Below are 16,541 nucleotides of genomic sequence, written 5' to 3'. Positions count from 1 at the left end.
CCCTATTCACCTTTCCCCAGCGCCCAGGCCAGGAAAGCCGGCATAGCCCTTGCCCAGGTATCCACATCATGGCGGCCATCTGCCAGTTCCAGGTAGTGCATGTCGTGCTGGCGGTCATAGCCCTTTCGCTCAAGTTCAGCCATCAGTCCGAGGGTGTCATCAATGGAATCGATGATACCATTATTATTACGGTCATTGGTTTCATCCTGTGTGCCGGTCATGAAAAAGAATTTCAGCCAGGGGGCATAATTCCCTTTACGGACCAGGTCGTGCATGATCCGGTGTTTGTCATCGTCATAAGCAGGATCATCCTGGTCAATGGTCCGCCACCAGAGTGACCCAGAGAACACCCCCACCCGGGTAAATTCATGCGGATGCGCCCACACGATATCCATAGCACTCAGTCCGCCCAAAGAAAACCCGGCAAAAAGTTTTTCACTGAACCTGGGAATGCCCAGTTGTTTCCTGATGGAAGGTAATAATTCCTCGAAAATAAAAAGGGTATAGTCGCCGGCCTTATTACCCCTGCCCATATAGTCAGGAACGCCGGCCGTACCGTATTCCATTTTTCGGTCAGCGCCGGCATGAATGGCAAGGCATACCAGCGGACGGGAGTCCTGTGCTGAAAAAAAATCAGCCAGGATACTGCTCAAGCCCAATTTTTCCATATCCTGGCCATCGTTGATCAGCAACAGTGCCGGCAGATCGCCGGGCTGCAATCCCGCAGGGACAAAGGCATCTGCCTTAACGGTCCGGCCAAGGCGGGATGAAACTATTTCGAGGCTGGAGATGTTTATATTGTGTATTTTCTCAAGGCAGATCAGGTCACTCATGTCTTTACTCCCAAAAATGTTATAGCGATGAAAATACAGGAATTCTTTCAAAAATCAGCAGAATGATTTCCTCCATATATCATCCTATGATCGCCAAATAATAGTATATTGAATACAGTTAGTAACCATTAAACGGCGGCATCACTTATGAAAAAGATCGGCATACTTTTCGGCCAGGAAAGAAGTTTTCCCATGGCTTTTATCGAAAGGGTCAACAGTAAAAATATCGAAGGCATAGTGGCGGAACCTGTCAGGATCGACAAGGTAATGCAGGGTGAGGCAACGGATTATGCCGTTATTCTGGACAGGATATCCCAGGATGTCCCCTTTTACCGGGCCTTCCTGAAAAATGCTGCACTTTGCGGTACGGCTGTCATCAATAACCCCTTCTGGTGGAGTGCTGATGAAAAATTCTTCAACAATTGCCTGGCTACCAAGATCGGGGTACCCGTTCCGAAAACAGTGATACTCCCCTCCCGCGACCTGCCGGCTGATACCTCAGACCAGTCATTCAGTAACCTGACCTACCCGCTCGACTGGGAAGGCATTTTCAATTATGTAGGCTTTCCCGCATATATGAAACCATTTGCAGGCGGGGGCTGGAAAAATGTGTACAAATTAGTGAGCATGGATGACTTTTTTGACAAGCACAATGAAACCGGCGAGCTCGTCATGTTGCTGCAGGAAGAGATCGTTTTCGAAGAATACTACCGTTGTTATTGCATCGGCGGCAAATATGTACGCATTATGCCATACGAGCCACGCAACCCGCATCACCTGCGCTACCAGGCAGACTTTGCCCCCAGTGCAGAGCGGCTGCAACAAATGGAAGAAATCGTATTGCGCATCAACCATTACCTCGGTTATGATTTTAATACGGTGGAACTGGCCGTAAGGGATGGAGTGCCCTATGCCATCGACTTCTGCAACCCCGCACCGGATGCTGAGATAAAGAGCGTTGGGGAAGATAATTTCGCCTGGGTTGTGGAGACTGCGGCTAATTTCGCTATTGAAAAAGCCCTGGCCCATAAGCCCGGTGCCGACAACCTGACCTGGGGTGAATACATCAAACGCAGTGCAGCAAAAACCCCCTTGATCCCCTAACCCATTCACCATTCACCATTCACGATTGACCATATGAGTTCCATCAATTACCAGCAGTTTACCCTTGGCATTGAAGAAGAATACATGGTGATTGATCCACAGACCCGCGAATTAAAAAGCCATGAACAAAGGATTGTTCTGGAGGGACAAAAGATCATCAAAGACAAGGTAAAGGCAGAAATGCACCAGGCCGTTGTAGAAGTCGGCACCGATATATGCAAAGACATCGATGAGGCCCTGAATGATATCGGCACACTTCGCAAAACCATAGCATCCGTTGCCGGTGAACTGGGATTTGCCATGGGCGCTTCCGGCACCCACCCATTCAGCCATTGGGAAAGACAACTGATTACCGATCATATCCGTTACAGTGAGATCGTCAACGAACTGCAGGAGGCAGCCCGAAGCAACCTCATTTTCGGACTGCACGTACACGTAGGTATGGAAAGCCGGGAAATGGCCAATCACATCGCCAACAGCACCCGCTATTTCCTTCCGCATATCTACGCACTCAGCACCAACTCCCCCTTCTGGGAAGGTCGCCTGACCGGATACAAATCTTTCCGTACCAAGGTTTTTGACAAGTTTCCGCGTACAGGCATACCCGAATATTTCGCCACCATCGAGGATTATGACAATTTTATCAAGATGCTGGTGAAAACCAACTGCATTGACAACGCGAAAAAAATCTGGTGGGACCTTCGTGTGCATCCTTTCTTCAACACCGTAGAGTTCAGGATCTGCGATGTGCCCATGACGGCACACGAAACCGTTATTATTGCTGCGCTGTTCCAGGCAATCTGCGCCAAGATATACAAGCTCCGCACCAATAACATGAACTACATCCAGTACTCACGGGCATTAATAAACGAAAATAAATGGCGTGCCAGCCGGTACGGTATTGACGGCCGCCTCATTGACTTTGGGAAAGAGGAAGAAGTCAATACACGCGTACTCATATATGAGCTGCTCGATTTTGTGGACGATGTGGTGGACGAACTGGGAAGCCGGCATATCCTGGCGCTGGTACCCAACCTGCTCGATTCGGGAACGGGTGCCGACAGACAGATGAAGGTTTACCAGGAAACCAACAGTATGATCGCAGTGGTAGACTATATTAAAGACCAGTTTTTGTATGGAATATAACCTTGTAACGATAACCCATAAACGCAGGTGCACATTCAAGCTGTTCTGGCTGTATATCCTGCTGGCAGCAGGCCTGTACAGTTGCGCACTGACTGCCCCCTACGACCAGTTTGTTTACAAGGAATCAACTTCCTTAAAAGTGGATGCGCTCAAACTGATGGACAAGGCCGCCAAACCCTTCGAATCGCAACAGGAAGCAGTTGAGAAACTGAATGATCAGCTGGACAAGCTGTATGAATACGAACTGCACCGGAGGAAAAACGGCATCAGGATCAGCATGTGGAACCTGCTCAGGGACCCTGAAAAGAATCTGCTTGGCGGCTTTCTGAAAAGATGGAAAGAAAAAAGCACACTTGGTGAACCATTTATTGATGAGGCCAGGATCCAGATAGGCAAAGCATTTGACCAATTGGCCGAACTGGAAAGCGGAAAGATTACCCCAAAAGAATTACAGCAATAGCACCGGCCCGGAAAGCAGCCTGAACCAAACCTAAAATATACCCATGGCAGCAGCAGCGGTTAACTTCGAACATATCTTCAAGACCATCAAACAACAGGTGGAAGACCTGGCTAAATTGTTTGTAAAACATTATACCAAACAGGCAGTTAAAGACGGCAGGAAATTCCTGGAGGATACAAAGGAAAACCTGAAACGCTGGACCATCCTGCTGGCAGAAAAAAAGCTTACTACCCAGGATTTTGAATGGCTGGTCCTGAGCCAGAAAGACCTGGCCCAGATGGTGGCATTGAAACAGGCGGGGTTGTCGGTAATCCGGATCGAACAATTCCGCAACGGCCTGCTCAGCCTGGTGGTCGATACCGTTTTCGGGATTGTGTTATAAGCTGATCTCCTTTTCCCGGTTTCCACTATTTTCGTTGTTACCAAACAAGCTCCACATCATGCATATTAGTAGCCCCGGCAGGACATTGCTTCCCGCCCTCCTGATCCTGGTTTCCGGTTTATTTACCGCTTGTACCAACCCATCCGAAGCAGACCTTCTTGTTCAAAATGCGGTCATATACACGGTGGACAGCAGTTTCAGTATGGCGCAGGCCATGGCCATTAAAGACGGTAAAATCCTGGCTATCGGCAGCAACGCTGAGATCCAGGCAGCCTATAAAGGAAAAGAAACCATTGATGCCGGGGGAAAATTTATCTACCCGGGCTTTATTGATGCCCATGCACATTTTTATAGTTATGGTTTAGGCCTCCAGACAGCCGACCTGGTAGGCACGGATAGTTGGAATGCCATCCTGGATTCACTCCAAAGTTTCGCAGCAACCCACCCCGAAGGCTGGCTGATCGGACGTGGCTGGGACCAGAATGACTGGTCTGTAAAAGAATACCCCGGCAATGCCGATCTGAACAGACTATTTCCAAACCGCCCTGTTCTCCTGAGCAGGGTCGACGGCCACGCAGCCATCGCCAATAACAAAGCTTTGGAATTGGCTGGCATCAAACCCGGTGATAAATTAACCGGTGGAGATATTGAAGTGGTAAAGGGCAAACTGACCGGCATCCTGATCGACAATGCCATCGGCCTGGTTTCGGCAAAAATCCCCGCGCCTGATGCCGCACAAATGAAGGCCGCCCTGCTGGATGCCCAGGCCAACTGTGTGGCAATGGGACTGACCACAGTGGATGATTGCGGTCTCGATTATGAAGAAGTAATATTCATTGATAGTATCCAGAAAGCCGGTGACCTGAAAATGCGTGTCTTTGCCATGCTCAGTGATGCTAAAAAGAATTATGACTACATTTTCTCCCGGGGAAAAATCAAAACCGACAGGTTGAATGTCCGTGCTTTTAAAGTTTATGCAGATGGAGCACTTGGTTCAAGGGGAGCCTGCCTGCTGGAACCCTATTCTGACAAACCTGGCCAGACCGGCTTTCTGTTAAGTAATCCGGAACATTTCGATTCGGTGGCAGCCCTGCTTATAGAAAAGCAATTCCAGATGTGTACCCATGCCATTGGTGACAGCGGCAACCGGACCATCCTGCACACATATGCCAAATACCTTAAAGGCAAAAACGACCTTCGCTGGCGCATTGAACATGCACAGGTTGTGAATGCGGCAGACTTTAAGTTGTTCGGTGAAAACAGTGTAATACCCTCCGTACAACCTACCCATGCCACATCCGATATGTACTGGGCAGGGGAACGCCTGGGAAAGGAAAGGGAAAAAGGGGCGTATGCCTTCAACGACCTGATGAAACAGAATGGCTGGATCGCGCTTGGAACCGATTTCCCGGTGGAAGACATCTCCCCGTTTAAAACCTTCCTGGCCTCAGCCATTCGTAAGGATGCCAAAGGCTACCCGGAAAACGGGTACCAGGTGGAAAACGCACTCAGTCGCGAAAATACCTTGAGAGGGATGACAATCTGGGCGGCAAAAAGCAATTTCGAGGAAGATGAAAAGGGAAGCCTGGAAAAAGGCAAGCTGGCCGATTTTATTATGCTGGACCGGGACCTGATGAAAGTTGCCCCAGGCGACATTCTCAATACACGCGTACTGGCAACCTGGATTGGCGGAGAATCTGTCTATAAAAGATAATTTTCACCCGGTGAGCCCTTCACCCGTCGGGTGGCACCCGACGGGTGAAGGGCTCACCGGCCGGTAAAAAATGCAGAATTCTGTATGTTTGCAGCTATGGCATCTGATCCGGGAAAGATAAGGGTAGCAATCCTCGACCTCTATGAAGGGGTGGAAAACCAGGGTATGCGTTGCATCAGGGAGATACTGAACCAATACGCCGACGCGCATCACATCCACCTGGAATGGGATGAGTTTGACGTCAGGGTGAAAAAACAGGTTCCGGGAACAGATTACGACATCTATATTTCAAGTGGGGGTCCGGGCTCGCCGCTGGAGAGCGAAGGCAGCGAATGGGAACAAGTCTATTTCAGCTGGCTGAACCGGCTGGAAGCCTACAACCGCGATGCAGCCAATGCCCGCAAGAAATTCGTGTTGTTTATCTGCCATTCTTATCAACTGGCCTGCCGGCACTATAAAGTCGGCACCGTAGCAAAAAGAAAATCCACGGCCTTTGGCGTTTTTCCGGTTCATATGTTGCCCGGCTCGCAGGCCGAGCCGATTTTCCAGGATCTCAAGGATCCATTTTATGCGGTTGACAGCCGCGACTACCAGGTAATCCAGCCCGATCATGTCCTGATCAAAAAAATGGGTGCAAAAATCCTGGCCATTGAAAAGGAAAGACCCCATGTTCCATTTGAAAGGGCGATGATGGCCATCCGTTTCAACGATTATATGGTGGGAACACAGTTTCACCCGGAAGCCGATGCCACAGGCATGAGTATGTACCTGCAAAGGGAAGACAAAAAGCAGACTGTCATTAACAGTTACGGTTTCGAAAAATGGGAAAGCATGATCGGTCATCTCAATGACCCCGATAAGATTTTATGGACCTATTCCCATGTATTGCCCAATTTCCTTGCAGAGGCAATTAAAAATCTTCAGGTAAAAGGACCGGCGTTTGCCCGGTAGTTTTTTCACCCATTCCCCTTTTGACCTTTTCGCCTTTTCACCTATCTTCAATCCAAAGCCAGCCATATGGTTCCCGGATTAAGAGAGCAATACAACAAAAGCTTCACAAAAGAGCGTTATAATGATTTCCTGAGGGACCTGAACACCCCGCATCCCGGTGCCATCGAGTTCAGGGTTGCTGAGACACCGGTCTTTATTGACAAACAATTCCAGTTCAAACTGATCGATGCCTGTGAAACAATTGTGGATGTCATTACAGACGAATCCTTCAAGGCAATGACCGACCGCAGTATTCCAGCCGGTGAAAATGTACCACAGGAAAATGCCTTCCCCCATATGATCGCATTTGATTTCGGCATCTGCATCAATGCCGCAAATGAACTGGAACCCCAACTCATAGAAATGCAGGGATTCCCTACACTTTTTGGGTTCCAGGTGATGTACCCAGACATACTGCGTAAACATTTTGACATCCCCGCCAATTATTCACAATTCCTGGGAGGATACAACAGGGAATCATACCTGTCGGACCTGAAGGACCTGCTTCTCGGACCTTACAGTCCCGAAGAAGTGATCCTGCTGGAGATAAAGCCCCACGAACAAAAAACGAAAATCGATTTTTACTGCACCCGGGATTACACCGGCATCCAGCCTGTATGCATAACCGAACTATTGCAGGAAGGTAAAGCCCTCTATTATCTCAAAGACGATAAAAAAGTCCGTATCAAGCGCATATACAACCGTGTTATATTTGATGATCTTCATAACCAGCATGCATCGCTTGGATCCTATGTAGATATTACCCAGGAACTGGATGTGGAATGGATACCGCATCCCAATTGGTTTTACCGCATCAGCAAGTACACACTTCCTTATATCCGGCACCCCTATGTTCCGGCTACTTATTTCCTGAATGAATTAAAACAGGTGCCCGCCGACCTGGAGAATTATGTGCTGAAACCATTGTTTTCCTTTGCGGGACAGGGTGTGGTAATAGATGTTACGATTGCCGACATTGAAAGCATAAAAGATCCTGAAAACTGGATCCTTCAAAAGAAAGTCAGGTACGCTGACGTAATTCCCACCCCTGACATCCCGGCCAAGGCGGAGATCCGGATCATGTATATCTGGAAAGATGGATGGGACAGGCCAAGACCAGCCATCAACCTGGCAAGGCTCAGCAAGGGTAAAATGATTGGAGTCCGGTATAATAAGGATAAGGAATGGGTTGGCGGAAGCGTTTGTTTCTTTGAACATTAATTTTACAGATATGCAACACCTAAACGATATACCAACCAAAGAAGTGGTACCCGGATTATTCGGAAAATTCCTGCATGGCGACAAGAGCACCCTGGCCGTATGGGATATCAAAAAAGGCAGTATACTGCCGGAACACCATCATGAAAATGAGCAGATCACTTATATTCTTGAGGGGGAATTGGAAATGACCATCGGGGGTGTTACCACCATATTCAGGGCAGGAAACGTACAGGTGATCAAGTCCAATGTACCTCACAGCGCCATAGCATTGACGGACTGCAGGGTAATTGATACCTGGGCACCTGTACGCGAAGCCTATCGTTGAATTATTCTTCTGCTGTATTTTTCATCTTTCCTAAAACGGCATAGGCGTTTTTCAGGACAAGCTGCTTGGCGGCAAGATCCACAGATTTACTGCTGATTGCCAGCAGGCCGTTGGCAGCTGTATCCACTTCAACTTCCACCATCCCGAACTGGTTGTCACCAATTGCCTCAAATACATATTGTTTTCCGCCGTATCGCACGATCGCTTCATCCGGCACCGTTACTGCACTGGCTTTATCCAATTTAATTATTGCACTCAGGAACATGCCCGGCATCAGGTTTTTCGGCATCTTATCAAAATGACAATGCACCACACCACTCCGGTTCTCATCCACATTCCGGGTGAAGATGAGCACATCCCCCTCATACATTTTGGAAGGGTCATCCACAAATTTCATTTCCACCTTCTGCCCTATTCTAACTTTGTTGATATCCTTTTCAAAGACGGTTAAGGCTGCATGCATGTCATCCGGATTGATCAGCTCAAACAATACATCCGTCGGATTGACATACTTGCCAATGTTGACATTGACTTTTGACACGTATCCGTTAATAGGGGAACGGACCGCAACTGAACGGGAAAGGTTTTTATCGTTCAGGTTTGCAGGATTGATACCTATCAGCATCAATTTCTCGGCAAAACCTTTCAGCAGTACCTGCTGTGACTGAAAATCGGATTTCACCTGCTGGAAAACTTTTTCAGCGCTCACTTTATTCTCGCTCAGTAATTGCTGACGGTCATATTCCTGCTGCAGATAAACCAGTTTGGACTGGGCAATCAGATAGTCCTGTTGCAACTGGACCAGCGACTGGTCTTCAATTACACCAATCACTTCCCCCTTCGACACATGCATGCCGGGTAAAAGCTTGGTTGATTTCAGGTATCCGCCAAGTGGAAAACTTACTGATACAATATTTTGCGGTGGTACATCTACCACCCCATTAACCTGCAATTCTTTGCTTATATCAGCAATAGTCGGCTTCCCGGTTTCGATTCCGGCACTGGTCAGCTGGTCTTTTGTCATTTGAACCGATTCGGCGGCAGGTTGTTCTGTTGCCGCCTCCTCTTTGGTTTCTGTACCCGAAGTGCAGGATGCAAATGCTGATATTATACCTGCTATAATTAAGAAGTTTTTCATTTGATTCATTTTCCATTGATAAATTCAAGTTCTATTAAATTCTGGTTGAACATCCGCAATGCCTCCAGGTAATTCAAGCGGATGGATACCGACTGGTTCATTAACTGCGTCCATTGCAGGTAATCAATTTCACCATTGGTAAAAGCCATCCTGGCCTGGCTTTCAAGGGCCAGCGCATGTTGCCTGCCGGTAGATTCGAAATAACTGAGCTGGGCCGTTAGTTTCTGTTGCTCCGCCAGCAATGAAGCACGCCGGCATTCGAGCGTCTGGCTTGTGGCCTCAGCCTGCATGGAGGCAGCTTCGGCCTGTACCGCCGCCGCCTTTACCCGAGTGCGTGTCGCTTTCATAAACAGTGGGATTCCCATGGTAAGATTCACCGAATGAAACCTGTCGCCGCTACCATAAAACTGTTGGCTGATGCCATCCTTGCTTTGATACCCTTTGAAAGACTGGTTGATATACCCCAGTGAAAATTCAGGATTTAATTGTGCTTTGTCTACCGCACCGCCGGCTTTCGCGATGGCAGCCTGCTGAAGCTGGTACTGTACCAGCGGGTGCTGCTCCACCGGCGAAAGTGAATCCGTAAGTGAAAAGCGCGGCCTGCTATAATCGGGAAGAAAACTTACCTGCCGGTTCACCAATGAAGCGAGGCGCTGCTGTACTGCATTTCGATCATAATTCAGCTGACCTATCTGCAATTGCAGCTGTTCCATTTGCGCATCAGCCGTGGTTTTCTCCAGCTGGTTTGATTCCCCGGCCTGCAACCTCAGGGTCGCGGCCTGGCTAAACCTGCTGTAAACACTATCCAGCGACTTCAACAGGTATTCCCTTTCACGAAGGTCCACCAACTGGTAAAACAGGGTCCTGATTTCGCGATTCAACTCGTTCAACTGAACTGAAACCAGTTTTTCCTGTGAGGAGCGATGGCTCTCGTAAAATGATCGCTGACTGCGGTACACAACAGGGAGGTAAAATCCCTGGGAAAGGGATAATTTACTGTCCGTATGAAAACTGTTCACGTTACCGTACTCAAGTCCCACCTGGGTTTTAGGCAATTCAACTGTTCCCGTTGCAAGCGTTTTCCAGTAATCTGCCTGCTTTTTGCCAGCCTGGATACCCAGGTTATTGCCGGCAGCCATTGACAATAATGAATCAAGGGTAACCAGTTGTTCATTTTTCATTTGTGCATGAACGTTAGTAACTGAAAGCAGAACCAGGATCCCGGCAATCACAGCAGGCTTATGCCCTGGCCTTTTCCTCTTTTTCTCAATCCAGACAAACAAAACCGGGAGTACCACCAGGGTCAGCAAAGTTGCTGTCATCAGGCCGCCGATGACTACGGTGGCCAGTGGGCGCTGGACCTCAGCACCAGGACCATGACTGAGGGCCATTGGCAGGAAGCCAAGTGAAGCCACTGCTGCGGTCATCAGTACCGGTCGTAAACGAAGCGCAGTTCCTTCCATAACTATGTTATTGATATCTTTCCTTCCTTCTTTTTTCATGCGATTGAATTCGGCCAGTAATACGATGCCGTTCAGAACAGCCACCCCGAAAAGGGCAATGAAACCAATACCTGCAGAAATGCTGAAAGGCATTCCCCGCAGGGTGAGCGCCAACACACCGCCTATGGCAGAGAGGGGAATGGCAGAAATGATCAGCAAGCCGTATTTAAGGGACCCGAATGAAAAATAAAGCATCATAAAAATCAGCAGCAGTGCAACCGGAACGGCAATGGTTAAACGCTCTTTTGCCTCCTGGAGATTTTGAAACTGTCCGCCGTAGTTGATATAATATCCCGGCTGAAGATTCAATTGTCTGGTTGCAATCGCCTGCAATTCACCCACAACACTTTCCACATCCCGGCCCCTGACGTTAAATCCAACCACAATCCTTCTTTTGGCATCCTCACGCTGAATCTGGTTGGGTCCGTCTTTCACTTCAATGAAAGCGACCTGGCTCAGAGGAACCTGTGTACCCATCGGGGTTGGCACCAGCAATTGCTGGATATCACTCACATTCTGACGCCCCTGCTCACTCAGTCTGACCACCAGGTCATACCTTCTTTCATTTTCATATACCAGACCGGCACTTTCCCCTGCAAATGCCGCCCTCACCAGGCGGTTCACATCATTGATCTGTAAACGGTAGCGCGACATCGCTTCCCGGTTATATTTGATTACTATCTGTGGCAGGCCGGTAACCGATTCAACAAAGATATCGGTAGCGCCATCCACCTTCCGGATAAGGCCTCCCAATCGATGCGCGTAATTGGCAAGGGTATCGAGGTTCTCACCGAAAATCTTACAAACCACATCCTGCCTGGCACCTGAAATCAATTCATTGAAACGCATCTGCACCGGGAACTGGAAACCCGCGGTTAAACCGGGTATCTTCGAAAGTTCAGCACTCATCAGGTTTGCCAGTTCATCGTAGGAATTGGCAGTGGTCCATTCTTTTTTATCCTTGAGCAGAATGATCATATCACCCATTTCAATAGGCATTGGGTCTGTAGGGATTTCACCGGCTCCGATCCGGGTAACAATTTTCTCGATCTCCGGGAATTTTTTCAGGAGCAGCCCGGCACCCTGCCGGGAAGCCTGGATGGAAGTGGTCAGCGAACTGCCCACCAGCATCCGGGTATCAACAGCAAAATCACCCTCTTCCATTTCGGGAATGAATTCACCTCCGAGCCGTGTCAGCAGTACTACAGTCAAAGCAAAAAATGCCAGTGACAATCCCACCACTGTTTTGGGAAACTGGAGGGCTTTGGAAAGCGCAGGTTTATAAATTGCCTGCACCTTTTCCATCATCCGGTCTGAAATATTATGCTGCAATTTCAGTTTCTTATTCAGCACCATGGAAGTGATCATGGGAACATAGGTGACGGATAACAGGAAGGCACCTACCAGGGCAAATGCAACTGTCTGGGCCATCGGCTTGAACATCTTGCCTTCTATACCCACCAGTGACAGGATGGGCAGGTAAACAATCAGGATTACGATCTGGCCAAAGACAGCGGCATTCATCATCTTCCCCGCTGCCGAACCTACCTGGTCATCCATCTGGCTCTGGTCAATTTTCTTTACGCCGCCTAGGGAACCGGAATGATACAGTTTATGCATGACCGCTTCAACGATGATCACGGCGCCATCCACTATCAACCCGAAATCGAGGGCACCAAGGCTCATCAGGTTTCCCGAAACCCCAAACAGGTTCATCATGCTGATGGCAAACAACATCGCCAGGGGGATAACAGAAGCCACTATGAGCCCGGCCCGCAGGTTACCCAGGAATAATACCAGTACAAATATTACGATCAGCGCACCTTCCAGCAGGTTTTTCTTTACCGTTGAAATGGCATTGTCCACCATTTTGGTACGATCATAGAACACCTGTACCTCCACTCCTTCGGGCAGTGTCTGCCGGATGGCTTCCATTTTCTTTTTCACCGCCCTTACCACCTCCGAAGCATTGGCGCCCTTCAGCATCAACACCACGGCTCCGGCCACTTCCCCCTTATCCGCATCGACCATGGCACCGTACCTAACGGCATGACCTATGCGAACACTTGCCACATCACGCAGGTAAACAGGAATCCCTTCCGTGGTATGCTTTATGAAAATATTGCTAATGTCATCGATGCTGCCAGCCAGTCCTTCCGTGCGGATAAACAATGCCGTTGAATTCTTTTCGATATATGCGCCGCCGGAGTTCTGGTTGTTCTGCTCCATTGCAGTAAACAGTTCTGCCACCGTGGTATTCATGCTTTTCAGCTTGTCGGGCATAACCGCCACTTCATATTGCTTGAGTTTTCCGCCAAAGCTGCTGACATCGGCCACACCTTTGGTGCCCAGCAATTGCCTGCGGATGATCCAGTCCTGGATGGAACGCAGTTCGGTCAGGTCGTATTTGTGTTCATATCCGGGTTTCGGTTTGATGATATACTGATATATTTCACCCAACCCGGTGGTGGAAGGGGCCATCTCAGGAAGGCCCATTCCGGCAGGGATCTGCTCTTTGATGGCATTCAGTTTTTCCGCTACCTGCTGCCTGGCCCAGTATATATCGGTATCATCATCAAAGACAAGGGTTACGACTGACAAACCGAAACGTGAAATGGACCTCATTTCGGTAATTCCCGGGATATTGGCACAGGTTTGTTCAACGGTAAATGTTATCAGCCTTTCCACTTCGGGAGCAGCCAGTGTGGGAGTAACCGTAATCAACTGCACCTGGTTACTGGTAATATCAGGGAGAGCATCTATAGGAAGGCGGGAAACATTATAAGTGCCCCACCCTATCAGGGCTATTACGAACAGCCCAACAATCAGCTTGTTCCGTATGGAAAAGCGGATAATCTTATTAAGCATATTTTAAGTTTACATGATCAAAAAAAGGTCGGTCGGATCATGCAAATCGCGGTGGCTGGAATATGTTATCCAAGGCCTGCCTGGAAGGAAAATATTCAGGATGCAGGTTGAATTCCTTTTTCACTTCGGCCATTACCCGGTCAATTTCATAGGCAACAGGCTCTTCACAAACTATACTGATAGTAGTTACGCAGTCGGTGGTCTTAAAAGGCAATTGCATATCACGCTGGTAATCGTTATCCATAACTGTATGTCCCTGGTAGTGCTCCTTCAGGAAATCCAGCAGGGTTATGCCTGCATCCAATCTCCGATGCTCACGAAAATGCTCCACCAGGATAGGCAACTTCAGTAGCTGGTGCAGTTCGGTTTGCCCCATCAGAAAAAGGAAGAGAAAAAATATGGTGATGTGTGCCTTCACCATGTAAATATAGGCAGGAATAGCCTACCATCGAAGTGATTTTCATCACTCATGGCCTTTCCATGCATATCTGAAACCGATGAAAATTTTCCTTCCCTGGTTGGGTGCAAACACATAGTTGGGGTCAAAACTCAGGGCATAGGGATTGTCAGGAGTGGCTGTCACCTTACCGTCCGGTGCCCTGATTACTCTTTTGTCAAAGGGGTCATCAGCCCTGGCAATGATGAAGGGATTGTTTCGCGCAGGGGTAAAGTCCAGCAGGTTTTTAACGCCGCCAAACCATTCAATGCCATTACTGCCTTTGTGGCTGAGCTGCAGGTTTTGCAGGCTCCATACCGGGGATTTCGGATTGCGCGGATCCAGTGAAGATGCCAGGGGCAGCAACATTGGGCCATAAATATTACCGGTATAATCCAGCGACCAGCCTGATTTTCCAAAACTGTAGGAAATGGTCCAGGTACCGGACCACGGTTCGGTCAGCATCTGCTGCCTTGTTGTCTTTTTCCCGCCGGAACCTTTTTCCGTAACGCTCACATCCTGCAGGGTGAAACCCGAAGTCAGACGGAGGTTGTTCAGGAAAGCTGCTTCCAGGTTAAGGCTGAACCCTTTTGATTCCGCATAACCATCAAGGTTAGCATATATGATCTTGTCAGGATCAGTTTCATAGTCGGGCAGGATCCGGTTGGAAAAATAGGTATACCAGGCGGCCGCTTCCAGGTTAATGTAACCATTGTCAAGGGTAAATTTCCTGGTGTAATTCAGGTTACCGTTATAACTCCTCTCGGGCTTCAGTTCACCATCAATTTCAACCTTGCGGGCACCGGTAAGGGCCGCGTGGTCTTCGGTGAAGAGGTTAACCACCCTGAAACCCGTACCCAGGTTAAAGCGCAGGTGATCCATTGCCGAAAGCTTCCATTTCCAGGCCAGTCGGGGTGTGATAATATTGCCATGTCTTTTGTCGTAATCATAACGGACACCCAGCAGCAACTGATGGTGGTCACCCAGGGAGATATCGTCCTGAAGGAAAATGCCGGGAAGAAGAATTTTTTCGGGGAGGTTGTGCATTCCGGTTGTATCAGCAGTTACAATGGTATTATCATCGTACCAGGTATAACGGCCAACTATACCTGCCAGCAGTTGGTGATGCTCTCCTGCATCCTTCTCCCAGGTAAGCTGGCCGAAACCAATGTGCTGGCTGGCATTAAAAATGATATTGCCATAAGCCGAACGCTGGGAATGGGTATTGGCAGAAAATGAAAAAAGCAATTTTTCGGTTGTTGGTAACTGGTAGTTTCCGATCAGTTCGGCCCTGTTGGTACTGATTTGTTCCCCATATACGGAATCGCCGCCACGAAACTTCCTGGCCCACTGCATTTCACCGCCCCAGCGGTCCTCGGTTATAAACCGGATGGCAATTGCACCCGCCCTGTTGTCTTTCCGGTTCCAGTTGACTTTCTGAAAAACCGACAACCGGTTTTGCAGGGTAACATCTGTAAAATTATCTTTATTCCTGTCGTACCGATGGGTGGAATTGTAATAGTTCAGCCCGGTCAGGGCCTGGCTTTTCCTTCCGCTCCGGAACTTAAATCCCGCATCGAAATTATGTTCGCGCCGGCTTGTACCATTGTATTCAATTGCCAGTGCAGGCGCTTTACGGGGATGTTTGGTGATGATATTGATCAGCCCCCCTATGGCTTCGGATCCATACAAGGAGGAAGCCGGCCCTTTTACTACTTCAATCCTTTCCACCAGTGAATTGGGGATTCCCTGCAATCCGTACACGGAAGCCAGGCTGCTCACGATTGGCATACCGTCTATCAGTACCATGGTATAGGGGCCTTCGAGTCCGTTAATATGGATATCACCGGTGTTGCAGACATTACAGTTCAACTGCGGGCGAATGCCGTTTACCAGTTGCAGCGCATCAAATATGGTAGGGGTTGGGTTTTTCCTGAAGAACTGGGGAGAATAGACTTCCACCGGCACAGGGCTGGCACTGCGCTGTACCGCCCGCATGGTTCCCGTTACCACTACTTCATCCATTTCCCTGCGGGATGGCTGCAGGCGGATCAGCATTTCCCCAACCGATGCAGGCAGTTTCAGCGTTTCAAATCCCACTGCCGACACCACCAGTACCAGCCCGGTGGCAGAAATGCTGTCCGCCACTTTTCCCAGGCTCAGCCGGAACCCACCGGCGGAACCCGTTATGACCGATTTGCCACTGCTTTCAATGCGGACGGTAGCGGCAATCAATGGCTCATCACTTCCCCACTTCACCACTTTCCCCCTGAGCCAGGTTTCCTGGGCCCGAAGAGTGGTAAATGCCAATGCCAGCAGCAGCAGGAATGAAAAATGCTTATTCATTATTTAGGCTTGTCTAAATTTATTTTTAGACAAATTTAATGAAAAATATATGACTGGACTGAATTCAATTATTAGG

13 protein-coding genes are annotated in these 16,541 nt (G+C 48.8%); 8 read left to right on the top strand and 5 right to left on the bottom strand.

All coding sequences use genetic code 11. The annotated features are described in order from the left end of the window. Nucleotides 1-2 precede the first annotated feature (2 nt). The gene (locus tag BC349_RS14560; protein WP_246456968.1) at nucleotides 3-884 is read right to left on the bottom strand and encodes an alpha/beta hydrolase; all 882 of its coding nucleotides are present in this window, start codon (nucleotides 882-884) and stop codon (nucleotides 3-5) included. A gap of 96 nt (nucleotides 885-980) precedes the next feature. On the opposite strand from BC349_RS14560, the gene BC349_RS14555 reads away from it, so the two are divergent. The 8 genes from BC349_RS14555 (at nucleotide 981) to BC349_RS14520 (ending at nucleotide 8,175) form a co-directional block, all read left to right on the top strand. Beyond that, nucleotides 981-1,937, top strand: a complete 957-nt coding sequence (locus tag BC349_RS14555) for an ATP-grasp domain-containing protein (protein WP_187257508.1) — start codon at nucleotides 981-983, stop codon at nucleotides 1,935-1,937. A gap of 33 nt (nucleotides 1,938-1,970) precedes the next feature. Next, nucleotides 1,971-3,083 carry a carboxylate-amine ligase gene (locus BC349_RS14550; protein WP_187257507.1) on the top strand — a complete coding sequence of 371 codons (1,113 nt, stop codon included), beginning with the start codon at nucleotides 1,971-1,973 and terminating at the stop codon, nucleotides 3,081-3,083. After that, the gene (locus tag BC349_RS14545) at nucleotides 3,073-3,543 is read left to right on the top strand and encodes a hypothetical protein (RefSeq protein ID WP_187257506.1); all 471 of its coding nucleotides are present in this window, start codon (nucleotides 3,073-3,075) and stop codon (nucleotides 3,541-3,543) included. Before BC349_RS14550 ends, BC349_RS14545 begins: the two co-directional genes overlap by 11 nt. A 43-nt stretch (nucleotides 3,544-3,586) precedes the next feature. After that, nucleotides 3,587-3,925 carry a hypothetical protein gene (locus BC349_RS14540; RefSeq protein WP_187257505.1) on the top strand — a complete coding sequence of 113 codons (339 nt, stop codon included), beginning with the start codon at nucleotides 3,587-3,589 and terminating at the stop codon, nucleotides 3,923-3,925. 58 nt (nucleotides 3,926-3,983) lie between these two features. Then, complete coding sequence (locus tag BC349_RS14535) at nucleotides 3,984-5,639, top strand: amidohydrolase (RefSeq protein ID WP_187257504.1); 1,656 nt, start codon at nucleotides 3,984-3,986, stop codon at nucleotides 5,637-5,639. An 84-nt stretch (nucleotides 5,640-5,723) separates the two neighbouring features. Further along, entirely contained in the window at nucleotides 5,724-6,590 is an 867-nt protein-coding gene (locus BC349_RS14530; protein ID WP_246456967.1) for a type 1 glutamine amidotransferase, read from the top strand. Nucleotides 6,591-6,656: 66 nt separating this feature from the next. Then, nucleotides 6,657-7,850: a hypothetical protein gene (locus BC349_RS14525; protein WP_187257503.1), complete on the top strand. Its 1,194-nt coding sequence runs from the start codon at nucleotides 6,657-6,659 to the stop codon at nucleotides 7,848-7,850. 10 nt (nucleotides 7,851-7,860) lie between these two features. Then, nucleotides 7,861-8,175, top strand: a complete 315-nt coding sequence (locus BC349_RS14520; protein WP_187257502.1) for a cupin domain-containing protein — start codon at nucleotides 7,861-7,863, stop codon at nucleotides 8,173-8,175. A 1-nt stretch (nucleotide 8,176) separates the two neighbouring features. Here the strand turns inward: BC349_RS14520 and BC349_RS14515 are convergent, their stop codons facing one another. The 4 genes from BC349_RS14515 to BC349_RS20125 are packed head-to-tail and all read right to left on the bottom strand — an operon-like array spanning nucleotide 8,177 to nucleotide 16,465. Continuing rightward, the gene (locus BC349_RS14515) at nucleotides 8,177-9,313 is read right to left on the bottom strand and encodes an efflux RND transporter periplasmic adaptor subunit (protein WP_187257501.1); all 1,137 of its coding nucleotides are present in this window, start codon (nucleotides 9,311-9,313) and stop codon (nucleotides 8,177-8,179) included. A 5-nt stretch (nucleotides 9,314-9,318) separates the two neighbouring features. Beyond that, nucleotides 9,319-13,683 carry a CusA/CzcA family heavy metal efflux RND transporter gene (locus BC349_RS14510; protein WP_187257500.1) on the bottom strand — a complete coding sequence of 1,455 codons (4,365 nt, stop codon included), beginning with the start codon at nucleotides 13,681-13,683 and terminating at the stop codon, nucleotides 9,319-9,321. 37 nt (nucleotides 13,684-13,720) lie between these two features. Then, entirely contained in the window at nucleotides 13,721-14,104 is a 384-nt protein-coding gene (locus tag BC349_RS14505; RefSeq protein WP_187257499.1) for a hypothetical protein, read from the bottom strand. A gap of 42 nt (nucleotides 14,105-14,146) precedes the next feature. Next, entirely contained in the window at nucleotides 14,147-16,465 is a 2,319-nt protein-coding gene (locus tag BC349_RS20125) for a TonB-dependent receptor (RefSeq protein ID WP_187257498.1), read from the bottom strand. Nucleotides 16,466-16,541 lie beyond the last annotated feature (76 nt).

This window comes from Flavihumibacter stibioxidans (assembly GCF_014332695.1).
Lineage (GTDB): Bacteria > Bacteroidota > Bacteroidia > Chitinophagales > Chitinophagaceae > Flavihumibacter > Flavihumibacter stibioxidans.
This window is presented reverse-complemented; position numbering and strand designations above follow the sequence as displayed.

Bases quoted from the DNA above. Each gene is read 5' to 3' on its own strand.
- BC349_RS14555 (WP_187257508.1), top strand. From the start codon at position 981: ATGAAAAAGATCGGCATACTTTTCGGCCAGGAAAGAAGTTTTCCCATG.
- BC349_RS14550 (WP_187257507.1), top strand. From the start codon at position 1,971: ATGAGTTCCATCAATTACCAGCAGTTTACCCTTGGCATTGAAGAAGAA.
- BC349_RS14545 (WP_187257506.1), top strand. From the start codon at position 3,073: ATGGAATATAACCTTGTAACGATAACCCATAAACGCAGGTGCACATTC.
- BC349_RS14540 (WP_187257505.1), top strand. From the start codon at position 3,587: ATGGCAGCAGCAGCGGTTAACTTCGAACATATCTTCAAGACCATCAAA.
- BC349_RS14535 (WP_187257504.1), top strand. From the start codon at position 3,984: ATGCATATTAGTAGCCCCGGCAGGACATTGCTTCCCGCCCTCCTGATC.
- BC349_RS14530 (WP_246456967.1), top strand. From the start codon at position 5,724: ATGTTTGCAGCTATGGCATCTGATCCGGGAAAGATAAGGGTAGCAATC.
- BC349_RS14525 (WP_187257503.1), top strand. From the start codon at position 6,657: ATGGTTCCCGGATTAAGAGAGCAATACAACAAAAGCTTCACAAAAGAG.
- BC349_RS14520 (WP_187257502.1), top strand. From the start codon at position 7,861: ATGCAACACCTAAACGATATACCAACCAAAGAAGTGGTACCCGGATTA.
- BC349_RS14515 (WP_187257501.1), bottom strand. From the start codon at position 9,313: ATGAAAAACTTCTTAATTATAGCAGGTATAATATCAGCATTTGCATCC.
- BC349_RS14510 (WP_187257500.1), bottom strand. From the start codon at position 13,683: ATGCTTAATAAGATTATCCGCTTTTCCATACGGAACAAGCTGATTGTT.
- BC349_RS14505 (WP_187257499.1), bottom strand. From the start codon at position 14,104: ATGGTGAAGGCACACATCACCATATTTTTTCTCTTCCTTTTTCTGATG.
- BC349_RS20125 (WP_187257498.1), bottom strand. From the start codon at position 16,465: ATGAATAAGCATTTTTCATTCCTGCTGCTGCTGGCATTGGCATTTACC.